Origin of the sequence: Parabacteroides sp. CT06 (genome assembly GCF_002257605.1) — a bacterium.
GTDB classification, from domain to species: domain Bacteria; phylum Bacteroidota; class Bacteroidia; order Bacteroidales; family Tannerellaceae; genus Parabacteroides; species Parabacteroides distasonis.
On the sequence record NZ_CP022754.1, the window covers coordinates 4,885,117 to 4,903,522 of the forward strand.

General features: G+C 40.3%; 16 protein-coding genes and 1 pseudogene. 12 read left to right on the forward strand and 5 right to left on the reverse strand.

Features of this window, described 5'->3' with window-relative positions; translation table 11 throughout:
* The 3 genes from CI960_RS23760 (at window position 1) to CI960_RS21310 (ending at window position 2,658) form a co-directional block, all read left to right on the forward strand.
* Window positions 1-471 (forward strand): hypothetical protein, encoded by a 471-nt coding sequence (locus CI960_RS23760; RefSeq protein WP_232520547.1) that lies wholly within the window; start codon window positions 1-3, stop codon window positions 469-471.
* Between the two features lie 173 nt (window positions 472-644).
* Window positions 645-998, forward strand: a complete 354-nt coding sequence (locus tag CI960_RS21305; protein ID WP_005860342.1) for a DUF3244 domain-containing protein — start codon at window positions 645-647, stop codon at window positions 996-998.
* A 79-nt stretch (window positions 999-1,077) separates the two neighbouring features.
* Window positions 1,078-2,658, forward strand: coding sequence for a hypothetical protein (locus CI960_RS21310; RefSeq protein ID WP_005860340.1), 1,581 nt, complete (start codon window positions 1,078-1,080; stop codon window positions 2,656-2,658).
* Window positions 2,659-2,736: 78 nt separating this feature from the next.
* Here CI960_RS21310 and CI960_RS21315 read toward each other — a convergent pair whose 3' ends face one another.
* Window positions 2,737-3,168, reverse strand: coding sequence for a hypothetical protein (locus CI960_RS21315; RefSeq protein WP_005860338.1), 432 nt, complete (start codon window positions 3,166-3,168; stop codon window positions 2,737-2,739).
* Window positions 3,169-3,396: 228 nt separating this feature from the next.
* Between CI960_RS21315 and CI960_RS21320 the strand changes: the two genes are divergently transcribed.
* From CI960_RS21320 to CI960_RS21330, 4 genes are all read left to right on the forward strand, one after another.
* On the forward strand, window positions 3,397-3,984 hold the full coding sequence (locus CI960_RS21320) for a DUF5025 domain-containing protein (protein ID WP_369825217.1): 588 nt from the start codon (window positions 3,397-3,399) through the stop codon (window positions 3,982-3,984).
* A gap of 112 nt (window positions 3,985-4,096) precedes the next feature.
* The gene (locus CI960_RS21325) at window positions 4,097-4,552 is read left to right on the forward strand and encodes a hypothetical protein (RefSeq protein ID WP_005860333.1); all 456 of its coding nucleotides are present in this window, start codon (window positions 4,097-4,099) and stop codon (window positions 4,550-4,552) included.
* A gap of 68 nt (window positions 4,553-4,620) precedes the next feature.
* Window positions 4,621-4,779, forward strand: coding sequence for a hypothetical protein (locus CI960_RS23510; protein WP_005860331.1), 159 nt, complete (start codon window positions 4,621-4,623; stop codon window positions 4,777-4,779).
* A 104-nt stretch (window positions 4,780-4,883) separates the two neighbouring features.
* Entirely contained in the window at window positions 4,884-6,329 is a 1,446-nt protein-coding gene (locus tag CI960_RS21330) for a PA14 domain-containing protein (protein ID WP_005860329.1), read from the forward strand.
* A 53-nt stretch (window positions 6,330-6,382) separates the two neighbouring features.
* On the opposite strand, the gene CI960_RS21335 is transcribed toward CI960_RS21330, so the two are convergent.
* Window positions 6,383-8,062, reverse strand: coding sequence for a SulP family inorganic anion transporter (locus CI960_RS21335; RefSeq protein ID WP_005860327.1), 1,680 nt, complete (start codon window positions 8,060-8,062; stop codon window positions 6,383-6,385).
* A gap of 289 nt (window positions 8,063-8,351) precedes the next feature.
* Here CI960_RS21335 and rbr point away from each other — a divergent pair, with 289 nt between their 5' ends.
* Complete coding sequence (rbr, locus tag CI960_RS21340; protein WP_005860325.1) at window positions 8,352-8,930, forward strand: rubrerythrin; 579 nt, start codon at window positions 8,352-8,354, stop codon at window positions 8,928-8,930.
* A 61-nt stretch (window positions 8,931-8,991) separates the two neighbouring features.
* Here the strand turns inward: rbr and nadB are convergent, their stop codons facing one another.
* Together nadB and CI960_RS21350 are read right to left on the reverse strand one after the other, a co-directional pair.
* On the reverse strand, window positions 8,992-10,563 hold the full coding sequence (gene nadB / locus CI960_RS21345) for an L-aspartate oxidase (protein ID WP_005860322.1): 1,572 nt from the start codon (window positions 10,561-10,563) through the stop codon (window positions 8,992-8,994).
* A gap of 153 nt (window positions 10,564-10,716) precedes the next feature.
* Window positions 10,717-10,923 carry a hypothetical protein gene (locus CI960_RS21350; RefSeq protein WP_009016546.1) on the reverse strand — a complete coding sequence of 69 codons (207 nt, stop codon included), beginning with the start codon at window positions 10,921-10,923 and terminating at the stop codon, window positions 10,717-10,719.
* Between CI960_RS21350 and CI960_RS21355 the strand changes: the two are divergent.
* Window positions 10,909-12,414, forward strand: a pseudogene (locus CI960_RS21355) (TonB-dependent receptor domain-containing protein); the annotation flags it as partial. The gene CI960_RS21350 and the pseudogene CI960_RS21355 sit on opposite strands and share 15 nt — an antisense overlap.
* Before the next feature lie 16 nt (window positions 12,415-12,430).
* Entirely contained in the window at window positions 12,431-14,098 is a 1,668-nt protein-coding gene (locus CI960_RS21360; RefSeq protein ID WP_036616454.1) for a RagB/SusD family nutrient uptake outer membrane protein, read from the forward strand.
* Between the two features lie 44 nt (window positions 14,099-14,142).
* Here the strand turns inward: CI960_RS21360 and CI960_RS21365 are convergent, their stop codons facing one another.
* Window positions 14,143-15,519, reverse strand: coding sequence for an MATE family efflux transporter (locus CI960_RS21365; protein WP_009016547.1), 1,377 nt, complete (start codon window positions 15,517-15,519; stop codon window positions 14,143-14,145).
* Between the two features lie 560 nt (window positions 15,520-16,079).
* Here CI960_RS21365 and CI960_RS21370 point away from each other — a divergent pair.
* Window positions 16,080-17,849 (forward strand): tetratricopeptide repeat protein, encoded by a 1,770-nt coding sequence (locus CI960_RS21370; protein WP_094582564.1) that lies wholly within the window; start codon window positions 16,080-16,082, stop codon window positions 17,847-17,849.
* A 132-nt stretch (window positions 17,850-17,981) separates the two neighbouring features.
* A complete protein-coding gene (locus tag CI960_RS21375) occupies window positions 17,982-18,371 on the forward strand; it encodes a DUF3244 domain-containing protein (protein WP_227211259.1) in 390 nt (129 codons plus the stop codon).
* The last annotated feature ends 35 nt before the right edge of the window (window positions 18,372-18,406 follow it).

Sequence of the window (18,406 nt, forward strand, 5' to 3'; positions counted from 1 at the left end):
TTGTCTGAAAAAAATGAAAAACTGAATGAACTTGATTCAAGAGAGAAACTGGAGAAAGAATATGAACAAATAAAAAAAGAAGAGGAAACCCTCGTCCTTCGGATAGCGGAACGGCGTAAGGATCTATTCTTATCATCCGCTATAGCCAAGAAAGTAATCAAGCTATCCCAAAAAGTAGTACCGGGAGCTACCAAATCTCCACTATCAGAAAAAGACTGGCAAAATATTATTACGCAAGTGAATGAGGTTTATCCTTTTTTAGCGGATCGACTCGCTGCGTTTAATTTATCTGCCGCCGAATTGCGTTATTGTTATTTGAGCTTGTTGGGTTTGGATTCGATAGGTGAATCTATCCTGTTACATATCCAGCCGGATTCGGTAAACAAGCGTCGGCAGCGTGTACGCCAAAGGCTGGGAATCATAGCGAAAGAGCTTGATTTATGTGCTTATCTTATTAATAGTGTACAATAGATTGATAAACAATAGCTTCTATTAATATTGGCTTTACCCTTTGTCCTGCTAGTTGATTTATAATCAATTAAATATTAGTTGATTATGAATTTCGTTTGTCGCTTATTATTTAGCGTTATATTTGCTTGTTTCTTCTATAGGCTTGATCTTTACGTTGAAAAAATAAAAACGAAATGAGACAGCTTAAATTGTTATTAGCGGCAATAGCTTTATTATGGGCTATGCCATGCTGGGGTAAGCCTATAGATCTACATGGTAAATGGGAACATAAGAAAAAATCCATTCCAATAGGTTTGCCAATGGATGCATCGATTGAGGAGGCTAATAGAGAACTGATAGTAAACTTTCACGAGGATCTTGGTGATGTATGTGTTATCGTCACTAGTTCTACGGGAGAAGTGATCTATAATGAAAAGGTACAAACGAGTACTATGCCATATTTAGTAATACCTCTAAAAGTAAGAGATCAAGAAAAAGGAGTATTACATATAATGAATGATTATAATCATGTATTTGGGGATTTTTAAATTTAAACTTTTGTATTTGTAAATGATATAGGAGTAAAAATATAATTTTCTATTGTTTTACCTTTTAAAAAGTAGTATTATGAAAAAGGTGTATTTATTATTTATTTGCTTAGTTTTTATATCATCTTGTAATGATGATTTAGTGATGGAAAGAAATGATATATTATCTACAAATAATATAGAAATTTCTATTCATGATTCTCTTCTAATGAATAAAGACTTAGTTTTGAAAAAAGATTTTGCTAAAGCATTATCAAAAGTTTTTAATGAAAGCCTAATGGCTAGAAATTTGATTAAAAACGAGGCTTTAAAAATGATTGATAATGATTATGATGTTCTTTATCAATTAGTAAAAGATGAGATGCTGGAAGATAATATTACATTTGAACAGTATATAGGGAAATATATTGAAATGGATAAATTATTATCTATTAATGAAAAGTTTCCTACTCTAACAATTTTTGTTCCAGAATTACCTAAGAATTCGTTCTCTGCTGCTCTTTGGAATACTGATAAAGAAATACCAGTTGTTGCTGTTAGAACTTGTATCAGTAACGATGTTCCTATATATGATAAGGATGGGGAAGAAAAAATTATAAAATCAGATCTCATTCCTATGTATCCTATTGTTGTATTAAAGGATAATGAAAGAATCGTAGCGAATGAATATAGTAATTTGTCTAGAAGTAATTTTAGTAGTACTAATTTTACTTTTTCTTCTAAATCGGGAATAACTTATTCTTTTCTTGGAGAATCTTTTAATAATATGAAACAAAAAAACATTTTAAGATCTCGAAATGTAAATAAAAGTATGAAAGATAGATTACAAAAATCAGTTGATGCATATAATATTTATAAAAATAAGGATGGATGGCATAGGGACTATATATATTATGATATGGTTCCAGGTTCAGATAAAGGTGTATTTGTTTATGATTATAAAGAAACACTATATTCTTTCCAAATGAAAGGGGATCCAAATATAGCTTTCCAAAAGATATCAGATCAAACAGGAGATGCACAGTTAGATTATGATCAAATATTTAATCCTAGGCAATCTTATAAAGCTACTCCTTGGACTGATGGTAAATTTGATTTTTTAGTTAAAGTATATGTTGGAACAAAAAGTCCTATAGGGACAGAACAAACTTTTTCTTTTGGCGTAAAACCAGAAGATCTATTTAGAGTATCTTACAAAGATATAGGAGGAGGTAATTCTAAAGTTGATGGTGTAAAAGAATGCCTAGTTGTTCCTCTTGATTTACCTCTGTTTGAATGGAATATAGAAAATTTTAGTTGTGTAATAAAAATTTCTATAGAAGAAATTGATGGTACAGAAACTCAAAGGACGCTTAGCCAAACTACTGCTGAATTTGCAGGAAATTTTGAACTTAATCCTGTAAAAGGAGTTTTTGAAAAAGTAGGATTGAAATTTGGTGCAAGTGCGAAAAAGACAATTACGACTACATTTGAAAAAACATTTACATTGGGTAATGATGAATTGGGGGATGTTATTGTTAATTTTTATGATCCTGTTGTTCTTTCTGGTGATTGGATTGAATATGCAGGACGTAGAGATACGGCATATTCAATTCCATTAAATAGTAAATATTATAATGGTTATTATAAAATAGAGTTGGCTCCTTTGAAAATGTATTAATGGATATGCTTATATGAATAAGCTAAATATGAAGTAAATAGTTATTTATAAACTATTTACTTCATATCTTAAATATAATTAGTAATAAAATGTAATAGTTTCTTTTATTTGATTTTGACGGTTTGACCAATATGAGTGAGAAATCATATTACTATTAGTGTCATGGATGAAAACTGTAATAGAATGAATAGTTTCTTCTGGTTTTATTTCTAGATAGCCATCTATATTTGTTCTTTTTACTTGATTAGGTATAATTGTATTTTTACCATTAGAGTATATACCATTCCCTTTATCTGTGTAATTTGCGAGATCAATAGGTGCTATATCATAATAAATGTATGCTATTGCATTATAAATAGGTGTTTTTGTGTTATCTTTGCTAATTCTAAGCACTTTTATTTCAATATATGATTCACTAATCTCTTCTATGCCATTATCTTTATTACAAGAAGATAGAATTACTATAATAAATAGTAAAATGCTAAGTTTATTAAATGATGATTTTTGCATGGCTTATATTTTATGTTGATTAATATTTCAAATGTAGTGAATATATTGTAATAGGCTATATGTAAAAATATAATTAATGTCTTTTTGTGTAAAATAGAAATAATAAAATACGGTTTACTTTATTGTGATCTTTTATATACATTGAGGATAGGGGTATTTGATGGTTTCCTGTCTTATAAGAAAACAATAGTCATTATGGAATCAACAACTGAAAAACGGAATATCTCTATGCTTTACTGGGATGAAGCTAAAAAAGGAATGATGGCAGGTTTCATCTTTTCTTTATTCATTCTTTTACTATTCTCATTCGTTTCTTGTGACAAGGATGAGGATACTTCTTTTGAAGAAACTCCTTACTATTTGGGGTACTTTGAAGGAAAGGTGAATAGTCAAGATATTTCTATAGCTAATCAGTCGAACTCTCATTCTTTTATTGATCATGGAAATTTTTGGCAGGAGGTAAATACCGATTTAAGCGGTTTCTATTGGGAGATACCATTAGGAGTGCATATCTCTGACTATCCTTATCCTATGCTGAGGATCTCATTGATTCCATTGAGAGAAGGAGAATATCTGATCGATAAGGGTAAATTATTGAATGAAGAGATAGAATCTACTGTTAGGATCACGAAAGATGACGCTAAAATAGTGTATCATCCACTGAAACCTTCATTTCGGATACAAGTGGATAGTATTCGTTTTCATGAGGGAAGTGGTACCCCTTATATTGAAGGGAAGATGGAAGGTATTTTATATAATATAGAGAATTCGGAAGATTCGATCGTCATAAAAGACGCTATATTCGGAATACACTAACTTGGAGCCGAATAATGATATAGAAGCAATATTTAGATTGAATGGGAGTTCTATATCATGATATGTCGAACTTTTATTCAGTCTAAATATTAATTTTAATACCTTGTAAGTAATGAAGAAGTTATTTGTTCTGTTGATATTGCTTTTATTTTTTGGCCGATCGCAGGCAACTGATATAGAGGCTCGTACCGGTATATTAGGAGGAGATGGATGGGGACTTCAAACCGGGGCGTATATAAACTTTCCGCAATCACGGTTGTTTTCTATACAAACGGGATTGTTGCTGCATACCGCAGGGAATTCGTTTTCATATGGAGATGATTGGAATATTGATTTTTTTGTACCCGTGTATGCTTCTTTTCATATTCCGTTGAGCGATAAAGTGAATCTCCGATTAAATGCGGGTGCTTACACCGGTAGTGGTGAATATTGGAATCTGGGAGCTACGGCGGCGGCCGGTATAGAGGTAAAAAGATTTTATGTGGGAGTGAACTATTTCCAGAATTGTGTCAATGACCGGGATTTGAAATTGGGGTTGTCGGTTGGATATAAATTCACATTATTTTAATCTTTTATATATTTTGAGGATAGGGGTATTTGAGCGTTTCCTGTCTTACGATAAAAACAACGAGAATTATGGAGTCAACAAGTAAAAAACAGAATACCCCTAAACTTTGGTACTGGGGGGAACCTAAAGGAGGAATGAGCCTTGAGGATTGTGAGAAAATAGTAAAAGAGATCCCGCATTTTGACAGGAAAACCCGGCTTGCGGATATGTATATAGCTTTTGTTTGACAGCAAGGGTTTCATTGTGGCATTTAACATAAGGAAGAGAGCCTGTTTTTATACATCGCTCTCTTTTTTTTATAACTTAGCCCCCAATTACTAAATCGAAGAACATGAAAAAGACTTTTTTATTAGCGATAGCCTTGTTGTGCTTTTGTGCCCCGATGAGCTTATTCGCACAAAAACAGCTTGCTTTCAAGGATGGGAAATTCAAGATCGTCCAATTTACAGACATTCATTGGGATCAGAAATCATCTAAATGCGCTAAGACAGTCGCTACGATACAATCCGTATTAAAGGCGGAAAATCCGGATGTGGCGATGCTGACGGGCGACGTGGTGACAGCAAATCCCGGTTTGGAAGGATGGAAGTCAGTGATCGGGATCTTTGAGGAGGCCAAGATACCGTTTACGGTGATGATGGGAAATCATGACGCAGAGATCGTTCCCAAGGACGAGATTTATGCCATGCTTAGTAAATCACCTTATTTTATGGGCGAGAAGGGACCGGGTGATATCCATGGAGCCGGAAACTATGTGGTACCGGTCTACAGTTCGGACGGAAAGAAACCGGCGGCCTTATTGTATTGTATCGACTCCAACGATTATCCTACGCTGAAGGATTATGGCACGTATGATTGGATTCATTTCGACCAGATCCATTGGTATCGTGAGCAAAGTATGCGCTATACCAAGGAAAATGGCGGCAAACCGTTGCCAGCCTTGGCTTTTTTCCATATTCCTCTGTTGGAATATAATGAGATCGTTGGGGCGGAGACTACATTAGGACAGAAAGAAGAGGGAATCGCCTCTCCTAAGATCAACACGGGCTTCTTCGCTTCCTTGGTGGAAATGAAGGATGTGATGGCTACTTTCGCCGGGCACGATCATGATAACGATTATATAGGAATGTTATATAACGTGGGGCTAGCTTTCGGGCGTGTATCCGGATGGGACGCTTATGGAGATTTCGAGCGGGGTGGCCGTATCATTGAATTGCGTGAGGGCAAGTTTGAGTTTGATTCATGGATTCGTACCTCGTCCGGAAAGGAATATACGTATTATTATCCGTCTGGCCTGACCTCTAAGGATGAGGAAACGATGGAATTCTTACCCGCCAAAACGGTAAAACCTAAAAAGCACGGGGTAGCTTATACCTATTATGAAGGCAAGTTTAAACATACGGATCAGATCGCTTCCGGGACAAAAGTGAAAGAGGGTACGATGAAAAATATCTCCATTCAGGAGGCTCCGGCCAAGGATCATTTCGCTTATGAGTTCCGTACGTTGATAAATATCCCTGAAAAAGGTGTATATCGCTTTTATACGTATTCGGATGATGGTTCCAAGCTATTTATAGACGGTAAAGCTATTGTTGATAATGATGGCTCTCATAATGCTCGTATAGCGAAAGGAAAGGTAGCGTTAGACGCTGGTTTCCACGAATTACGTGTTTTGTATTTCGAGGATTATATGGGCGAGGCCTTGGAGGTCGGGGTTTCCAGCCGTAAAATAAAGGAAGCTGTCTTACCAGAGGACTGGTATTATTTACCGGAATAAATATCCAGTTGTAGAGACGCAGCATGCTGCGTCTCCCACTGTCTGATAGTATCTTAGTCTTGTACGGCAGCTTTCGCTTTCTCTACCGCCTCATTGATATTACTGCAAATATTTTCTGCGCCAATCTTCTTATCGAATCCGGATTTTGTCAATACACGGTGTACATGTTCATTGACCCCGGAAAGTATCATATGGATATGCTCTGCCTCGGAAAGACGGAAAAGACTTTCCAAGTTATGCAGACCGGTAGAATCTATGAACGAAACCTTACGCATACGGATGATGCGGACTTTCGGTTTATCTCCCATACTTTTCATGATGCCGTCGAACTTATTCGCTACGCCGAAAAAGAACGGACCATCGATCTCGTATACCTCTACACCTTTAGGCAGGGAGAGGACTTCCTCGTCATGATGAATCTCGCCCTCGTCGGAAAGATCGATCTCATCCGTGGTGACGGATACATGCGTGGTCTCAGCCACACGGCGCATAAAAAATAACATGGCGATCAGAAGGCCGATCTCGATAGCGATCGTAAGATCAAAGATAACCGTCAGGAAGAAAGTCACCAACAAGACGGATACGTCGCTTTTCGGGTTTTTCATCAAGGAACGGAACGTACGCCACTCACTCATATTATAGGATACGATGATCAATACGCCAGCCAGACAAGCCATTGGAATGTGTTTGGTAAGCGGTCCGAGGAAAAGCAAAATCAATAATAATACGATGGCGTGAATAATACCGGCAACCGGAGTTCGTCCACCATTATTTATATTGGTCATTGTACGGGCGATGGCGCCGGTCACGGGAATACCGCCAAAAATAGGAACGATGATATTCGCCGCACCTTGGGCGATTAGTTCCGTATTTGAATTATGCTTGTCGCCTGTCACACCATCCGCTACCGTAGCGGATAATAAAGACTCGATAGCCCCAAGGATAGCGATCGTAAAGGCGGAGGGAAGCAATAAGTTGATTGTCTCCATATTAAACGTGATCGGAGCCGGGGCTGGCAAGGAAGCGTTAATAGTAAACCGGTCTCCAATCGTCTCGATACCTGTAATACCCAAATGATTACGCATAATGTAAACAACGATCGTCATGATGACGATAGCGATCAAGGAACCCGGAATTTTCTTCGTTAGCCTCGGGCTTAACGTAATGATCAGGATACTAATGATACCGATAACGAATGCCCAAGGGTTAACCGTATCGAACGCCCCGAAATATGCGATCCATTTAGAGATGAAATCGGCGGGGACTTTATCCATAGTCAATCCAAATAAGTCTTTCATTTGTGTCGTGAAGATAGTGATAGCGATACCACTCGTGAAACCTACGACAATCGGGTAGGGGATAAACTTAATCACGGTACCGAGCTTCAGCACGCCCATCAATACCAGAATAATACCCGCTATGACGGTAGCGATGGCAAGCCCTTCGATACCGAAGTTCTGTATAATGCCATAAACGATCACGATAAACGCTCCGGTAGGTCCGCCGATCTGTACGTTGCAGCCTCCTAAAAGGGAGACAATGAATCCACCGATAATAGCCGTGATCAATCCTTTCTCCGGACTTACCCCGGAGGCGATACCAAAAGCGATGGCGAGTGGTAGGGCAACTATGCCGACAATTATACCCGCCATGAGATCCGTCATGAATCTCTCTTTGGAATAATTTCTCAGCGCCGTAAAGAGTTTGGGCTGAAAATCAAATTTGTTCTTCATTTTTCTTCTTGCCTGTTTGATTTGAGGATGCAAAGTTAATAAAATAAAGAAGATGCAAAAAATCTAAAGACGCATTCCGGTTTTGTGTAAACAATTTAGGAGGATTTGTTGTTTCATTGTATAAAGGAGGAGAAGTTTTTCCTTGATAAATAAGTGATATCTATTGAGAGATAGATATTATTTAATGTTTGCGTAATCGATATCTGGAAACAAATTCTTACTTTTGATCGGTCATGAGAAAAACGATATACAAAACAGACTCATTAATTTACTACATAAAATTAGCATTATGGAAAAAAGTATTAAAGGTACACGTACCGAGCAGAATTTATTGAAATCATTCGCCGGAGAATCTCAGGCAAGAAGTCGTTACACATTTTTCGCTAGCGTAGCCAAGAAAGAAGGTTACGAGCAAATCGCAGGTGTTTTCATGGAAACAGCCGAGCAAGAGAAGGAACACGCTAAACGTTTCTTTAAATTCTTGGAAGGTGGAATGGTTGAGATTACCGCTTCTTATCCTGCAGGCGTAATCGGAACAACCGCTGAGAACTTGGCAGCCGCGGCAGCTGGTGAGAATGAGGAGTGGGCTGAATTGTATCCTGAGTTCGCTAAGATTGCGGAGGAAGAAGGTTTCCCCGCTATTGCCGTAGCTTTCAAGATGATCGCAAAGGTAGAGGCTGAACACGAGAAACGTTATCGTAAATTGTTGGCTAACGTAGAGGAAGGTAAAGTATTCGAGAAAGATGAGGCTATCTTCTGGCAATGCCGTAACTGTGGTTTCGTATTCGAGGGTAAGAAGGCTCCGGTTAATTGTCCGGCATGCGCTCATCCGCAAGCTTACTTTGAACCGATGAAACAGAACTATTGATAATTAAAAGTTGAGAATTGAGAATTAACATAGCTAGTAATTCTCAATTCTCAATTTTCAATTATTTAATCGGTGGGTAATCAATCGTATAATGTAATCCCCGGCTCTCTTTCCGTTCCATCGCTTGACGAGTGATCAAATAACCTACATTGATCATATTACGCAACTCACATAATTCACGGGATGCCTTACAACGTTTGAAAAGGCTCTCTGTCTCCTCATATAAAATATCCAAACGGTTCCACGCACGGATCAAACGTGTGTTACTACGAACGATACCTACATACGCTTCCATGATCTGGTTTACCTCTTTCATGCTTTGGGTGATCAATACACGCTCTTCATTGGTGATCGTTCCCTCATCGTTCCATTCCGGTACATCCTGGTTGAACTCATAGCGATCCATGACGCTTAATGAGTGTTTCGCCGCGGCATCGGCATATACAACTGCCTCGATCAATGAGTTTGAGGCCAATCGGTTACCACCGTGCAAGCCGGTACAAGAACATTCTCCGATTGCGTATAGCCGGCGGATGCTGGATTGCCCGTTTAAGTCTACCTTGATACCTCCGCATAAATAATGGGCGGCAGGGGCTACCGGGATGTAATCTTTCGTGATATCGATCCCTAAGCTGAGGCATTTTTTATAGATATTGGGGAAATGTTTCTTCGTCTCTTCCGGATCTTTGTGCGTCACGTCCAAATAGACATGGTCTTCACCCCGTTGTTTCATCTCGCTATCGATCGCACGGGCTACGATATCACGGGGAGCCAAGGAAAGACGGGGATCATATTTATGCATGAACTCCTCTCCGCCAAGGTTTCTCAATACAGCTCCATATCCGCGCATCGCCTCGGTGATGAGGAAAGAGGGACGGTCGCCCGGATGATACAAGGCGGTCGGGTGGAACTGGATGAACTCCATATCTTTTACGGAGCCTTTCGCACGGTAAACCATGGCGATACCGTCTCCGGTAGCTACCAGCGGGTTTGTCGTATTCCGGTAAACGGCCTCGCAACCGCCTGTCGCCATAACGGTTATCTTTGACAAGAAAGTATGTACCTCGCCCGTATCCTCGTTCAATACATAGGCACCGAAACATTTGATACCGGGGGTATGGCGGGTGACGATAATGCCCATATGGTGCTGGGTGATAATCTCTACCGCATAATGGTTCGTGAATACGGCGATGTTGGGATGGTTGTTTACCGTTTCTATCAAGCTCGTCTGTATCTCGGCTCCTGTATTGTCGGCATGGTGCAGGATACGAAACTCGGAGTGTCCTCCTTCTTTATGCAGATCGAATTCTCCGCTTTCTTTCTTATCGAAATTAACTCCCCATCGGATAAGCGCCTCGATCTGGGCAGGGGCCTCGCGCACGACTTTCTCCACGGCTGCCCGGTCACTGATCCAGTCGCCGGCGATCATCGTGTCTTCTATGTGCTTCTCGAAATTATCTACTTTCAAGTTGGTTACGGAAGCGATACCTCCTTGCGCGAAATATGTGTTGGCTTCTTCTTGTCCGGCTTTACAGATAAGTGCTACGCTCTTGCCTTCATTGGCTACTTTCAGAGCGAAACTCATACCGGCGATTCCTGAGCCTATCACTAAGTAATCGAATCTTTGTACCATGTTTTCTACTGTTTAGGCTCACAAAGTTAGGGATTAACTGATTAGGTTGTTCCTTTTGCGCTTGCTTTTCGTACAAAATAAATATAGACTACAGGTTTTCCGGATAGAGCCTTGCGGGTTGTGTTACTGCAACCCGGCTTGCAGTGGAGGTCTTTAGAATTGGACGGATAATCCCAACGTGAAGGTACGGGCTACAGGATAGATGGAAGTGGTCTCGATACCGGGTTCTACGCCATTCACGTTGATATTAGCGGGATCGCCTCCGGTATATCCGGTAAGTGTAAATACATTATTTACCGAGAAATAGCAGCGTAACGATTGAATCCATTTATTGTCTGGGAGAGGGGACAAAAATATCATTATACGGGATTTAGCGCCGGTGCCCGTGGCTTTGAGACGGATTACTTCGGTTATAACAACCTGAAAGCGGGTGGTACAGTGAAATACGGAGACGTGACTTCTTTCCAAAACGAGAATCGTTTGGCCTCATTCATGGGTCGTTTCAATTATATGTATGACAACCGTTTTATCGCCACCGTGAACTTACGTGCGGACGGTTCCTCTAAATTGGGTATGAATAATAAATGGGGCTTCTTCCCTTCCGCTTCCGCCGCTTGGGTGTTGAATGAGGAGGCTTTCTTGAAAGACGTGGATTGGCTGAGCCAGTTGAAACTACGTGCGGGTTATGGTCTGACCGGTAACCAAGATGCTATCGAGGCTTATAACTCGTTGGCTTTGATGAGCCCGAACGGTGTGACTTCCGTCAATGGAAATTCTACCGCTACCTATGGCTTTACACGTAACTCGAACCCGGACTTGCGTTGGGAGGTGAAAAAGACATTCGATGTGGGTGTGGACGCCGGTATCCTCGATGGCCGCTTTACGTTGACTGCCGATTGGTATACTTCCAAGACTACGGATCTGTTGTATAAATACGCGGTTCCGGTTCCTCCGTTCGTATATCCGGAATTATTGGCGAACTTGGGAGAGATGACCAACTCCGGCGTGGAATTGGCTGTAAGCGGTGGTATCGTGAAGACAAAGGATTTCGATTTCAACATGGGCGTGAATTTCTCTTACCAGAAGAATAAATTGAACTCCTTGAGCGGTTCTTATATGGGACAAGAGTTGCAGGCGAAACAATATATGGATCTGTCCAGTATGAGTGGTGCCGGTTTCGTAGGAAACAACCGTGTGGTTTATCAGATGGTAGGCTATCCTGTCGGAGTGTTCTACATTCCTCGTTGCTTGGGCTTGACTCCGGCTTTGGATGAGAATGGAAACGCTATCGAAGGCCGCTATATCTACAACTTGGATCAGACGATCGATGGAAAAGAGGGTTTGGATACCAATGATGGTGGCGACCGTTATATCGCCGGACAAGCCATGCCGAAATATTATCTGGGAATGAACTTCAGCTTCCGCTACAAACGCTTTGACTTGATGACGCAGATGAACGGCGCTTTCGGTCATAAGATCTTCAACGGTACATCGCTAGCTTATATGAACTTGAGCCAGTTCCCTACATACAACGCATTGGCTAAGGCTCCGGAAAGCAAGATCTACGACCAGTCGATCTCTGATTATTGGTTGGAAAAGGGTAATTATTTGAATATCGATTATATTACGTTGGGTTACAACATCGATTGCAAAAAGATCGAGAAATACGTGAAGAATATCCGTGTGACATTCTCGGTGAACAACGTAGCTACGATCACGGGTTACTCCGGTTTGTCTCCGATGATTAACAGTACGACGGTCGATAAAGATAATAATGACCTAGGTATGGATAACAAACGTTTCTATCCGTTATCCCGTACGTATTCATTAGGTTTGAGTGTTAACTTCTAAATCCATTTAAAGAGTCATGAAAAAGAAATTTATATATAGCTTTATGATAGCCGCTGCCGCCGCGGCATTTTCTTCCTGTTCTAATTTTTTGGAAGAGCGTCCTACAGACGCGTTTGATGAGGAGACCGCGTTCCAAAGCCCTACGTTGGTCTATGTAAACACGGTTGCGAGCTTGTACAATAATATGTTTAAGATCATGGGTAACGACCGTCATGTATATGACTTGAATACCTTCTCCAGCGATGAGGCTATGCTCCCTTGTCGTATCGGCGACTGGGAAGATGGCGGTTTATGGCAGAATATTTTCTTACACCGTTGGGGCACGATGAATGATTTGACCAAGAACTCTTGGGATTTCTTGTATGAGCAGATCGGAAAATGCAACCAGAGTGTTGATAAGTTGCAAGCCTTTGCCGAGGAACAACCGGACGTGGAATATTTCAAGGTTTATCTGGAAGAGGTCCGTGCGGTCCGTGCGTTTTTCTATTATGAGTTGTTGGATTTGTTCGCTCGTGTTCCGTTGGTAACTTCCTCTACGACACCGATGTCTGAGGTAAAGCAATCTGAGCGTAGCGTTGTATTTAACTTTGTCCGTTCGGAGTTGGAGGAGGCGTTGCCTTATCTTTCAGATAACCGCAGTAACCAAAAAGGTGAGTATTACGGACGTATTACCAAGCCGGTGGCTTATATGATCTTGGCTAAGTTGGCGTTGAATGCGGAGGTTTATGCGGACGACAATTGGACGGACGGCAATCGTCCGGCTGGAAAGAACATCAAGTTTACCGTTGACGGTAAAGAGATGAACGCTTGGGAAGCTACGATCGCTTATGTGGATAAGCTGGAGGCTTTGGGCTATAAATTGCAGGGAAACTTCTCGGAGAATTTCGCCGTAGCGAACGAGACCTCGGTTGAGAATATTTTCACGGTTCCTATGGACCCGGTCGCTTATCCGGACGCTAAGGACTACAATTTGGTACGTACCCGCCATTATGATCATGCAACCGCTTACGGCCAATCCGGATGGAATGGCTCTTGCGCTACGGTGAAGGCGATGAACGTGTTTAAGTTCGGTACGGCGGATGAGGATCCTCGTTGTAAGCTTACTTATTTTACGGGCGAGGTGACCGGCCCGGATGGAAAGACGATCTATACGGAATGGGACGGACAGAAAGTGCCTTTGAAATATGAGCCGAACGCCCCGAAGGTATATATGGATGCCTCCGATGGTTTGTTGGTGAAGACCGCCGGAGCTCGTATGGCTAAATATGAGTTCGACCAGAATGCTCAGGATGGTGGAAACTTGCATGGAAATGACTGCGTGATCTTCCGTTTCGCCGACGCGTTGCTGATGAAGGCGGAAGCCAAGATTCGTCTGGGACAGAATGGAGACGATGAGGTGAACCAAGTTCGTAACCGTGTAGGCGCCAAACCGCTACAAAACGTAACGCTGGATACGCTATTAGACGAGCGTATGCTTGAATTAGCTTGGGAAGGCGTACGCCGGCAGGATTTGATCCGTTTCGGCAAGTTTACCGAGGCTACGGTAGACCGCTATGTAGGCGTGAAACATTCCGCCAGCTCGCTGGATTATCAAGAGGATAAGACGGGATATACAACGGTATTCTCCATCTATGCCGATATCCTTAGCCTGAATCCTAACTTGACACAGAATCCGGGATATTAATACGATTCATTTTAATCTTTAAGGCTTTATCAGGGGGCTGTCCGTTATTGGGCAGCCCTTTCTTCTTTTTTCTTGATTTTCCCTAGTATCTTCGGGAATTTCCATATAAATAACAACGTACAGCAAATAGCGGCCGTGGCATCCGATACGGCTTCTGCCGCATATACGCCGGTTACCCCCATAAAATGAGGTAATAGTAATGCCAAAGGAATCAAGAGGATTACTTTACGAAGCAAGGCGATAAAGATAGATATCTTAGCTTGTCCCAACGCTACGAACATATTCTGGCAAGCTCGTTGTAAGCCAAAAATCGTCATACCCGCCAAGAAGATGGGCATGACCCAACGGACGGTATCGATCAACTCCTCGTCGCTTGTAAAAGCGGAGGCTACGGTTGAGGGGAATAAGATCATGAATAGCATGAGTATCAAGTTGAAAGAGAACATAACGATTAGCACGATACGAAAACAATCTTTTACCCGCTGTTTGTCTCCATGTCCGTAATTATAGCTTATGATCGGTACGAATCCTTGGGCGAAACCGGTCAGCGGTACGCTAGCGAATTGCATGGCACTCTGTAAGATAGCCAATGCGCTCACATAGATATCGCCAAAATTTTTCAAACTACTATTCAAGACGAAACCTACCAGACTCTCCGTGCTGGCCATGATGAACGGAGAAATTCCCAAAGCGAACATCGAGAGTACGATTCTTCGGTCCAGTCTCATATACCGCCTTTCCAAAGGCAAGGAGGCACGTCTTGAGAAAAGGAAGCTCAATACCCATATGGCACTGCAAGCTTGTGATAGGATCGTGGCGAGCGCGGCGCCTTTTACCCCCATATCCAACCAGAAAATGAAGATAGGGTCTAATACGATATTCAATAAAGCCCCGATCAAAACCGAGCACATAGCGATAGACGGACGCCCTTGTGCGTTGATAAAGGCATTCAAGCCCGTGGATATCTCGACAAACAGAGTGCCCAGTAAATAAATAGAGAGATAATCCACCGCATATCCTAACGTATATTTTGATGCTCCTGTAAAAAGCAGGATCGGTTCCATGAAGGTATAGGTGATGAGGGAAGTGAATATAGTAAATAGGATAAGCAATATAAATCCATTTCCCACTATTTTTCCGGCCCGTTCCCGGTCGCCCTGTCCGAGAGCGATGGCCGCTAACGGCGAACCGCCCGCTCCCACGATAGCGGAGAAAGAGGAGATCAAGATCACGATGGAGGTGGTCACCCCTATACCGGCCAAAGCGTTTGTCCCGATCTCGGGAATATGCCCGATATAGATACGATCTACGATATTGTAAAGTAAGTTGACAAATTGGGCCGCTACCGCCGGAAGCGCCATTTTGAAAACCAGCGGTAGCATACGTTCCGTACCTAGCCTAGCCTCGTATTTGTTCTTCATATTCAATCGGGATTTCAATTAAAATGGCTGCAAAGTTACAAGAACTTGTTGGATTATATAATCGAGTTCCATAAATTACCAGTTAATAAAAAACACTTAATATCTACCACATCTACAATTCCTTCTTATATGCCTTATAAATAAACATCTTATATAGTGGTTGTAGATAGAAAATATCTACAATTATCATTCTTTATCTACCATGTTTTGATAGAAAACGCAAGAAACCAAATTATCGTTTAGGTTCGTGTGTCGTAGTGCCTATATATGTAAAAGTAGTTTCTATTAGGGAAAACAAAAGTTTCGTGCTGAAGAAACTTTAGTTTCTATATAGGGAAACAAAAGTTTTCTGATTGATAAACTTTTGTTTTTTACCATAAAAACTGCAAATGCTTATATGATAATATTTTAAATACATAATACAACTAGTAGATACGTAGTGTGCCGCATCTCCCTACTGGCTGATTGTATCTCAAAATCACTATTGAAAAACAAATATTTTAGTGGTATTTATAAAATAAATTTTATAACTTGCGTTTAAGTTGTAAACTGTAATCTAAATGAAGAGAACACTAGGACTGACTTTGCTACTTTTCGCTACCCTTTTTTCTTGTATGCGCCAAGAAAAACCATTACCTGCGGAATTATCTCGTGCGGAATCTGTGATGTGGGAGCATCCGGATAGCGCATTATCTATATTACGTTCTATGCCTCAATCATCACTCTCTATCGGAAAGAACTATGCTACTTGGGCGCTATTGTTGGCACAAGCCCGGGATAAGGTATATGGTAAACGCCTTCCGGATTCGTTGAATATCCCTTCCTCGGATAAGTTGGTTCAAGATGCGATGGATTATTTCGAGAAGGAGGGAGATTTGAAAAGAATGGCGCAAACGTATTATTATAAGGGACAGTTATTGAAGGATCAGAAAAAAATAACGGAAGCGATGCCTTTCTTTCTAAAATCTAAAGAAATGATGACAAAGTTGGATGAGCCGCTTTTTACTTATCTGATTTGCCAATCATTGGGAAATATGTATCGTTATCAAGATCTTTATGAAGAATCGTTGGTACAATTAAAGGATGCTTATCAATACGCATTACGATCAGGAAATGGAGAACGGATATCTTATGCTCTATCAGAACTAGGAAGAACTTATGTGCATAAAAATGAAATGGATAGTGCCTTGTTCTATTTTGGTAAATCATTAGATAATGCTCAAAGGTTAGGTAATATAGAGCTCGAAGCTATGGCTATGGGAGAGCTAGGCGTTGTTTATAATAAATTAAGTCAAGGAGAAAAAGCTTTACATTACACTAGAAAAGAGCTTGACTTATGTTTACAAATATCTTCCTTACATAAGCTTCCTCAAGTATATTACAAGATAGGTAGTGCTTTTTGGAGTTTGGGGCAACTAGACTCTGCAAAGGTTTACTTTCAGAAATCGTTAGAAACAGACAATTTGTATACGCTAAATGAAGCCTATGAGGTGTTATATTATATATGTGTAGAACAAAAACTTTACAAGGAGGCCATAGAATATAATAACCAATATCTTATTTACTCAGATTCGCTACAGGTAATAAATCATGCTGGAGAATTGGCTGAAATTCAGGCTCGGTATGATCATGAGAGATTGTTGAACATAAATAACCAGCTAAAACTAGAAAAAACGAATCAAGAGATAATCGGCTTGTTTGTCACTGCGGTTCTGTTGATTCTTATAATCGTCTATCAATATCGTGTATTGCGGAAGGAAAAATCTTTAGCGCATGCTAGAGAGCAAATACGAATTTACAAGGAATCGATAAAAGAGAATGAGAATCGTATAAAGGAAAATGAGCAATTGATGGCCACGTTAAATAATAAACAGCAGGAAATCGATGAGATTGTTTCAGAGAATAAAAGTTTATTGGATCAAAATGCGGAGTCCCATAAAGAGATAGAGAAATATGAAGAGCTACTGAAATCCTCATATAAGAAACTAGATGAGCAATTGCCTTATTTCGATAAATTGAAAGACCTAAAAGAGCATCCTAGATATCTGAAGGATGCAGATTGGTCATTAATCATAAACTGGACAAACTTGCAATACCATCAGTTCTATACACGGTTAGAGAAAGATTTTCCCGATTTCTCTGAATTAGATAAGCGATATTGCTGCTTGATCAAGATGGGGTTCAGTTCTTCCCAAATAGCTGTTTTTGCGAACTCTCTCCCCGAGTCTGTATCCAAACAGAAACAGCGTATCAAACAGCGTATCAAAAAAAGCAAACAAATACCTTCCGACGTAAGTTTCTTACTAGATCAATATCTCAAAGAGTACTAAAAACAGGGGATGTCCATATGTGTGTTTTTAATTTATTGATTATCAGTGCTATATGGTCTTGATTTGTCCATGTGTGTTCCTTGACTATGTATGAAAATGAGTCTACATTTGTATTGTAATTTTTTTGAATTTATGAAACAAATAACAAGTAGATTAGTAGGCTTATTATTCATTTGTTTAATAAGTGGTTTTGCGTTTACCAATGTGTATGCAAAGACAATGGGTGAGAAGAGAGTTAGAGTGCATGGAAGTTGGGATGAGGAGAAGCGTTCAGTTTCTCCAGATATACCAATAATTGTAATTTTAGATAATGATGAATTGATCATTCAGAGTAGCTCTCTGCGATCGGATATAACAATCCGAATAATGGATTCTTCCACCATGGTTTATGAAGAGACCGTTTTAGCGGAAAAAACGGGGTATATATTGATTGATTTGAAAGATAACAAGAGTGGAGTTTATACTTTGAATCTGACAAATCAGTGGGGAGATCATCTTTATGGTGAATTTACATTAGAATAAGAAATCAAAATATAAGGATGAAATGGCTATTATCC